The sequence below is a fragment of the Thermaurantimonas aggregans genome (genome assembly GCF_003851885.1).
GTDB classification, from domain to species: Bacteria; Bacteroidota; Bacteroidia; order Flavobacteriales; family Schleiferiaceae; genus Thermaurantimonas; species Thermaurantimonas aggregans.
Genome location: NZ_BHZE01000022.1, coordinates 40,106 through 48,414, shown reverse-complemented (window position 1 = coordinate 48,414; position 8,309 = coordinate 40,106). Strand labels below are relative to the sequence as shown.

The window sequence follows — 8,309 nt, the reverse complement described above, 5'->3', positions numbered from 1 at the left end:
CCGGGTTGCTGTTTAAAGACTACTCGCCTCACTTAAAATGTCTATGATGGCTCTAATTTACTTCAATTAAGGGTTTTATCAAAATAAAAAAGAAGGCGTCCTTTACTTTTTGGACACCTTCTTTTTTTTTTGCTTTATGCGAACATAATCGTCGCACATTACTATTTGTCAAAAAAAATTTAATAATGTTTTTACCAACTAACAGTTTTTTAAGAACCTCGCATAAGCAAGTAATCCAAGTATAAATTTGTCCAACAACAATAAAATGATTTCATCCGTAAAACCCACAGCCGCAGTAGTACTCGAAGACGGCACTGTATTTTTTGGTCGTTCTGTCGGAATTGAAGGTGAAACTTCAGGAGAACTCTGTTTTAATACCGGAATGACCGGCTATCAAGAAATCTTTACAGATCCCTCTTATTACGGTCAGCTCATGGTAATGGCCTCAGTTCATATAGGAAACTACGGGGTAAGGGAAGAAGAAAGTGAGTCGGATAGTTTGAAGATCAACGGACTAATCTGTCGAAATTTCACAAATCGAGGATCACGCCCGGCGATGGATCAAGAGCTAAAAGAGTTCTTTAAGAAGCACAAAACTATTGCAATAGCTGGCGTCGATACACGCGCATTAGTACAGCACATTCGCGACTTTGGAGCTCAAAATGCAGTGGTTTCTACTGACATTTCCAATCTCGAAGAATTAAAAAAGAAGGCTATGTCAGTGCCATCGATGGCCGGCTTAGAACTTTCTTCAAAGGTAACCTGTTCAGATCCCTATTATTACGGTAATCCGGCAGCAACTTACAAAGTAGCTGCCTTAGATATGGGAATAAAGCAAAACATTCTCAGATGCTTGGCAGAAAGAGATGTGTATGTAAAAGTCTATCCACTTAATACCTCTTTTGAAGAATTTGCTTCTTGGCCTTGTGACGGGTACTTCTTCTCCAACGGTCCTGGAGATCCAGCTGCCATGCCACATACAGCGGAGTTGGTAAAAAAAGTCATTGACTTAGGCAAACCTGTCTTTGGCATTTGCTTAGGTCATCAAATCATCGGATTATCACAGGGCCTTGAGACTTTTAAAATGCATCACGGGCATCGAGGCATCAATCATCCAGTGATAAACAATTCAACGGGTAAGGGTGAAATTACATCACAAAACCATGGATTTGCTGTAAAAAGTCAGTCTTTACCCACTGATGGCTCGATACTTTTGACACATAATCACCTCAATGATAACACGGTGGCAGGCATCAAATTCAAAGACAAACCTGTTTTTTCGGTGCAATATCACCCAGAATCGGCGCCTGGTCCGCATGACAGCCGCTATCTTTTTGATGAATTTGTTAATCTTTTAAAACAATACAAATCATGAGTATCATCACCGCAATTAATGGGCGTCAAATACTCGACTCCAGAGGTAATCCGACCGTAGAGGCCGAAGTTTGGCTAGAGACGGGTGAAATGGGAAGAGCAGCTGTTCCTTCTGGCGCATCTACTGGAATACACGAAGCTGTAGAACTACGCGATGGAGATAAAAAATACTACCTTGGTAAAGGGGTTACGAAAGCAGTAGAAAACATTGAAAAAATCGCAGAGGCTTTAGTAGGGATGGATGTACTTGATCAAACAGCCCTCGACCAGGCCATGATCGACCTCGATGGTACGGAAAATAAAAGCAATCTGGGAGCTAACTCTATTTTGGCAGTTTCGTTGGCTGCTGCTAAGGCAGCTGCTGAGTTTACTGGATTGCCTTTACATCAATACATCGGTGGAGTATCAGCTCGCACTCTGCCCGTACCGATGATGAATATTCTGAATGGAGGAGCACATGCGGACAATTCCATTGATTTTCAAGAGTTTATGATTATGCCGGTTGGGGCTCCCACATTCTCTGAAGGATTGAGAATGGGTGTAGAAGTGTTTCATCACCTCAAATCCGTTTTAAAGAAAAAGGGATACTCCACCAATGTGGGCGACGAGGGAGGCTTCGCCCCCAACATACAAAGCAACGAAGAAGCCATCGAAACTGTACTGCAAGCCATAGAAGTTGCCGGATATCGCCCCGGAGAGGACATATTTATCGCTATGGACGCAGCGGCCTCAGAGCTCTACGACGAATCCACAGGAATGTATGTATTCAAAAAATCGTCAAAACAGAAAATGACGGCAGCAGAAATGGTCGAATATTGGAAAAAATGGATTCAAAAATATCCTATAATCTCTCTTGAAGATGCTTTGGCTGAAGACGATTGGGATGGATGGAAGCTACTCACTCAAGAACTTGGGCACCAAGTTCAGCTAGTAGGCGACGACCTTTTCGTTACCAACGTAAAAAGATTGTCGAAAGGCATCGAACAAAACATCGCCAATTCCATTTTAATAAAAGTCAATCAAATAGGAACACTTACCGAAACCATTGCAGCTGTCGATATGGCACACAGAGCCGGATATACCAGCGTAATCAGCCACCGCAGTGGTGAAACCGAAGATTCCACTATAGCCGATTTGGCAGTTGCCCTAAACTCTGGTCAAATAAAAACCGGCTCAGCATCGAGAAGTGATCGCATCGCCAAGTACAACCAACTTCTTCGCATCGAAGAATATTTGGGCGATACAGCATATTATCCTGGCAAAAAGGCTTTTAAATTTTAATAACCCCCTTAATTCACTAACCAAATGATTACTGATAAACTCAAAGAGCACTTTCGAAGCAAAATCGAGCCATACAACAAGAAGGTAAAAGATTTTGTGGCTCAATATGGCGACCAAAAAATGGGTGAATACACCATAGCTCAGGTATACCAAGGCATGAGGGGTATCACCGGATTGATATACGAAACTTCAAAGCTCGATCCAGAGGAGGGAATTCGATTCAGAGGGTACTCCATCCCCGAAATTCAAGAAAAATTGCCAAAGTATCCGGGTGGCAAGCAGCCACTGCCTGAAGGACTTTTCTACCTGCTGTTGATGGACGAGCTACCTGATGATGACGCTGTGCGCCGAATGAGCAACAACTGGGTTCGTCGGGCTCAGGTGCCTCCACATGTCTTTAAGGTAATTGACTCTTTGCCTCAGCATGCGCACCCAATGACGCAATTTATTGCTGGTATTACGGCTCTTCGCACTGAGTCAGAATTTCAAAAAGCCTATCGCCAAGGCATCAGCAAAAAGGACTACTGGGATCCCGTGTATGAGGATGCAATGAACCTCATCGCTCGCTTGCCACGCGTAGCTGCTTACATCTACCGCCGTACCTATCGCAATGGCGATCATATCGAACCAGATCCGCGCTTAGACTACTCAGCCAACTTCGCGCACATGCTGGGTTTTGACAATCCTGAATTCTACGAGCTGATGCGCTTGTACCTCACCATTCACGCTGATCACGAAGGTGGTAATGTGTCAGCACACGCTATTCGCCTGGTGGGTTCAGCTCTGAGCGATCCCTATCTTGCCTTTGCTGCAGGTATGGCTGGTTTAGCAGGTCCCCTGCACGGCTTAGCAAATCAGGAAGTGATCCGCTGGGTGCTCGATATGAAGAAGGAATTAGGTGGTGGCCTCCCATCAAAAGAGGAAATCGCCGAATACGTTAAGAAGACGCTTACCGAAGGCAAGGTAGTTCCGGGCTTTGGCCACGCAGTACTGCGCAAAACTGACCCACGCTACATGGCTCAGCGTGAATTCGCTTTGGAACATATGCCACACGACCCAATGTTCTTGTTGATTTCTCGCATTTATGAGGTAGTACCTGAAATCCTCGAGGCTACTGGCAAGGTTAAAAACCCATGGCCTAATGTAGATGCACACTCAGGACAGCTGCTCATGTATTACGGCCTGGTAGAATATGATTTCTACACAGTACTCTTCGGTGTATCAAGAGCACTCGGCACTATGGCAAGCCTCATTTGGGACAGAGCTCTCGGCTTTCCCATTGAGCGCCCAGGCTCCACCACTACTGACATTCTCATGCAGAAATATGCCAAATAATCGAATTGTAATTGTTAAAATCCCACAGCGCGCTGTGGGATTTTTTTTGTCTAAATTTTTAGAATTTTAGAATAATTATTTGGTTTATATGCGAATTGCCTAACTTGCAGCCAAAAGAATTTAAGAAAACTATGAGTACCTCGTCTCACCAAAGCAAAATACTGGTTCCCATCGGATTTTCAGAGCAAAGCCTGTTAGCCCTTCAGCAGGCCATCATTTTTGGTAAGGCAATGAATGCCAGACTTTATTTACTCAGCGTTATTGAAGAGTCAAGCCTGTTGAGCCGACTTTTGGGCGATGGCAGCGAATCAGATGAAAAAGTTCGCGCCACAGTAGAGGAAAAACTTCAGCAGCTCGCTATCGAAACGCGCAACAATTCAGGCCTCGAAGTTGAGTACTTGATTGCCAAAGGCACAGTATATGAAGAAATAGCCAAAACCACTGAACTGATCGATGCTGATCTCGTGGTGATGGGAACCAATGGGCGACCTTCCAATTTTAAAAAGAAATTTATTGGTTCAAATGCCTATCGCACGGTAACAGCTGTTAAACCACCAGTATTAGTAGTAAAAGGGGTTAACAACCCAGAAACGGTAAAAAAAATCATCTTTCCCGTTTATACCGATATCAAGTCAAGAGAAAAAACGCCGACAGTCATTCACTTTGCACGCTTATTTGATGCCACCGTGGCTCTTATCGGATTTTTTGTAAACGATGAAGAAAAAGCGCGTCTGCTCGCTATTCTCAAACAGCTCGATCAGGTATTTACTGACGCAGGCATCAAGCACGAAATCCACTTTAAAGCGGTGGATTCTGAAAGTAAAAAAATCGATGAGCTTTTTGAATTTACCTACAAAAACGGAGGAGATATTCTCGCCATAACGGAGGAGGGAGAAGAACCCGACATTGCCACTGTATTACTCGGCACTGAAGTTCAAAAAGTACTTTATTATTCTGAAATACCCGTATTGGCTATTACGCCCAGAAGAGACATTTACGGCGGCATAATAGGTTCTTAATTGCTGTAAACTGCTATCAGATTTGAAACATCTGATCGTAATCGGTGGGCCAACTGCCTCAGGCAAAACTAAATTTGCCATACAGCTGGCCCAGTTTTTTCAAACCGAAATCCTTTCTTACGATTCAAGACAGTTTTACAAAGAAATTCCCATAGCCACAGCCCAGCCAACCGAGCAAGAATTAGCTCAAGCACAACATCATTTTATAGGCTTCAGAAGTATTCATCAGCCACTTAATGCTTCTGATTTTTCAGACCTGGCTGAAGTTAGGCTTCACGATATTTTTCAAAAATCTGATTTTTGCATAGCAGTGGGCGGTAGCGGATTATATGCAAAAGCTTGGCTTGAAGGCTTTGATGATGTACCACATGTACCCGTTGAGGTTAGAAATCAGATTAATAGCATTTACGAAAAAGGTGGTATTGAGGCATTACAATCGCTGCTAAAAGAAGTTGATCCCTTGTATTACGAAAAAGTTGACTTATCAAACCCAAGGAGGCTTACAAGGGCATTAGAAGTATATTATCACACTGGTATGCCCTTTTCGTTTTATTTAAATAAGAAAGTTAAGACCCAGAAAAACTATAGAATATTCTATCTGGGCCTCAATCCAGATAGAGCAGAATTACACAAAGCCATCGAATGGCGCGTGGGTGAAATGGTTAAAAACGGCCTATTTGAAGAGGTTGAACCTCTACATCCTTACAAGAACTTGCAAGCGCTGCAAACTGTTGGCTGCCGGGAAGTTTTTGATATGCTCGACGGCAAATACACTCGCGACCAGTGCATTGAGCAAATTATCATTCACACCCGGCAATATGCCCGCAGGCAAATCACCTGGTACAACAGGGTGCATGGAATGCATTGGTTTTCAAAAATTCCCCGAGAAAATGAGGTGCTTGAGGCGTTAGACTTAGATGCTACTGGAGGGCAGCGATCTTTTTGAGTAATGATTAGTAAAGTTTTTTAATGATATCGTCAGTGCTGAGACCTTCGGCTTCGGCTTGGTAGTTGCGTACTATGCGATGACGAAGCACCGGCAAGGCCATTTTCTGCACATCATCTACATCAGGGGTGAATTTTCCATGAATGAACGCGTAAGCCTTTGCAGCCATCACCAGATACTGCGAGGCTCTTGGACCGGCACCCCAATTGAGAAATTTTCGTGTGATTTCGGGAGCCTTGCTATCGCTAGGTCGCGTTCTGCGCACTAAGTCGATGGCGTATTCGTAAATCACATCCGTTACGGGTAATTGACGAATGATGCTTGAGGCCTTCCAGATATTGTCTTCCGTAAAAACCACATTCACTTCGGGCGATACATCTGACGTTGTGCGTTTTACGATTTCGATTTCTTCCTTTCTACTCGGGTAGTCAAGCACGATGTTAAACATAAAGCGGTCTAATTGCGCTTCTGGCAGAGGATAGGTTCCTTCTTGTTCAATCGGATTTTGTGTGGCCAACACAAAAAATGGCAAAGGCAACTTATATCGATGTCCTGCTGCGGTTACAGCCTTCTCTTGCATAGCTTCGAGTAGGGCAGCTTGTGTTTTGGGAGGGGTACGGTTGATTTCGTCGGCCAAAATCACATTGGCGAATATCGGCCCAGGAATGAATTTAAACTTTCTGTTTTCATCAAGTATTTCTGCGCCAATGATGTCAGAGGGCATCAGGTCGGGAGTAAATTGTATTCTGTTGAATTGAAGGCCGAGGCTCTTAGCCAGTGTATTGATGAGTAAGGTCTTAGCCAAACCAGGAACGCCTACCAGCAGAGAGTGGCCTTGACTCATGATGCTGATGAGCAGCTGTTCGACCACCTCATCTTGACCTATTATAATTTTTGAAATTTCTTTCTTGAGATCTTTAAATTTTTCGATTAGAGCTTTTGCTTCTTGAATTTCCCTGGGTTCACTCATTCTGGGCCAAGTTTTTAATCCAACTATTCGTAAAAGTGCAATTGTAGTAATTGTGATTTAGCCTTACGTAAGTACTTTGGAGTTTTTTCTCAATCCAATTTCTCAACACTTTGTTTTGCTTGTCCATTAGCGCAAGCTGCTTAATCTTGTTATAATCGTCTTGAAGGTTGATTTTATGAGCCTCTGTGCGCTTATTCAAGCGAATGATGCGAAATCCCTCCTTTCCATCGGGCTTGCGAAAGAATACAGGTTCAGAAATCTGACCAGGTTTTAAATTTTGAATTACAGTGAATACGTCGCGTTCAAGGTTTCCAATTTCCCAAGCGGGGTCAAGGGTATAAGGATTTACCACCAGGCCGCGGTTGTAGCGTGTGTTATCATCCATACTAAAGCGCTCGGCGGCTGTTTCAAAGTTGATAACCCCTTCGACGATGAGGGTTCGGATGGAGTCCAATTTCCTACTTGTTTCTTCCAGATCTTCATCGTCGATTTTAGGTTTTATCAAGATGTGGCGCAAGTCGAGTTCTTCACCTCTACGGGCTAGAAGTTGAACGATGTGAAAGCCGTATTCTGTTTCAAACGGATCGGAGATTTCGCCCTTGCGAAGATTAAATGCTACTGCTTCGAATTCCTTTACAAATTGTCCTCTTTTAATACCTCTGTATTCACCGCCATTTTTAGCTGAGCCGGGGTCTTCGGAATAGAGAACAGCCATAGAGGCAAATGAAGAGCCCCGTTCGATACGCTCTTTCAGGCGTTTGAGCTTGTCGATGGCTTCTTGTTTTGCTTCTTTTCTGATTTTAGGATAGAGCACGATCTGCGAAAATTCCACCTCAGCATTCACGATGGGCAGGCTATCGGGGGGTATGGAATTAAAGTATTCAAGAATTTCTGAGGGAGTTACTTCAATTTTTTCAGTGATTTTGCGCTGCATCTTTTCAGCAGTCATTTGGTCTTTGATCAATTCGCTCATCTCTTCTTTAATCTCGATGATCGACTTTTTGTAAAACTCTTCTAGCTTTTGAACTGAGCCGATTTGCTGCACGATCATCTGTATGCGACGTTCGATGTTGGCATCTACCTCTTCATCTGTCACCACTACAGAGTCGATTTCAGCTTGATGGACGAGTAGTTTTTCTAGCAACAGATCTTCAAATACTTTGCACATGTCTTTCAAAGTATTTTCCATTTGACCTTGTCGTACGAGATTTTCGAGGCTTGCCTCAATTTCACTTTTTAAGATGATGCGACTGCCTACAACTGCAGCTACACCATCGATTACCTTCTTATTCTCTTGTGCATACAAGGGCTGTATTAGGCTCAATGCATAAGCGATCGACAGAAATATCTTGATATCCCGTAATTTTTTTAGAAAAATTCTCAT

General features: G+C 43.4%; 7 protein-coding genes. 5 read left to right on the top strand and 2 right to left on the bottom strand.

The window, feature by feature from the left end; genetic code table 11:
• The first annotated feature begins 265 nt into the window (after positions 1-265).
• The 5 genes from carA (at position 266) to miaA (ending at position 5,955) form a co-directional block, all read left to right on the top strand.
• The gene (gene carA, locus EIP89_RS09605) at positions 266-1,375 is read left to right on the top strand and encodes a glutamine-hydrolyzing carbamoyl-phosphate synthase small subunit (RefSeq protein ID WP_124398466.1); all 1,110 of its coding nucleotides are present in this window, start codon (positions 266-268) and stop codon (positions 1,373-1,375) included.
• Positions 1,372-2,655, top strand: a complete 1,284-nt coding sequence (gene eno / locus EIP89_RS09600; RefSeq protein ID WP_124398465.1) for a phosphopyruvate hydratase — start codon at positions 1,372-1,374, stop codon at positions 2,653-2,655. Before carA ends, eno begins: the two co-directional genes overlap by 4 nt.
• Before the next feature lie 24 nt (positions 2,656-2,679).
• On the top strand, positions 2,680-3,990 hold the full coding sequence (locus EIP89_RS09595) for a citrate (Si)-synthase, eukaryotic (RefSeq protein WP_124398464.1): 1,311 nt from the start codon (positions 2,680-2,682) through the stop codon (positions 3,988-3,990).
• Between the two features lie 131 nt (positions 3,991-4,121).
• Entirely contained in the window at positions 4,122-5,009 is an 888-nt protein-coding gene (locus EIP89_RS09590) for a universal stress protein (RefSeq protein WP_124398463.1), read from the top strand.
• A gap of 22 nt (positions 5,010-5,031) precedes the next feature.
• Positions 5,032-5,955 carry a tRNA (adenosine(37)-N6)-dimethylallyltransferase MiaA gene (miaA, locus tag EIP89_RS09585; RefSeq protein WP_160160581.1) on the top strand — a complete coding sequence of 308 codons (924 nt, stop codon included), beginning with the start codon at positions 5,032-5,034 and terminating at the stop codon, positions 5,953-5,955.
• A 7-nt stretch (positions 5,956-5,962) separates the two neighbouring features.
• Here the strand turns inward: miaA and EIP89_RS09580 are convergent, their stop codons facing one another.
• Together EIP89_RS09580 and EIP89_RS09575 are read right to left on the bottom strand one after the other, a co-directional pair.
• Positions 5,963-6,925, bottom strand: a complete 963-nt coding sequence (locus tag EIP89_RS09580; protein WP_124398461.1) for an AAA family ATPase — start codon at positions 6,923-6,925, stop codon at positions 5,963-5,965.
• Positions 6,918-8,309 (bottom strand): peptidylprolyl isomerase, encoded by a 1,392-nt coding sequence (locus EIP89_RS09575; protein ID WP_124398460.1) that lies wholly within the window; start codon positions 8,307-8,309, stop codon positions 6,918-6,920. Before EIP89_RS09575 ends, EIP89_RS09580 begins: the two co-directional genes overlap by 8 nt.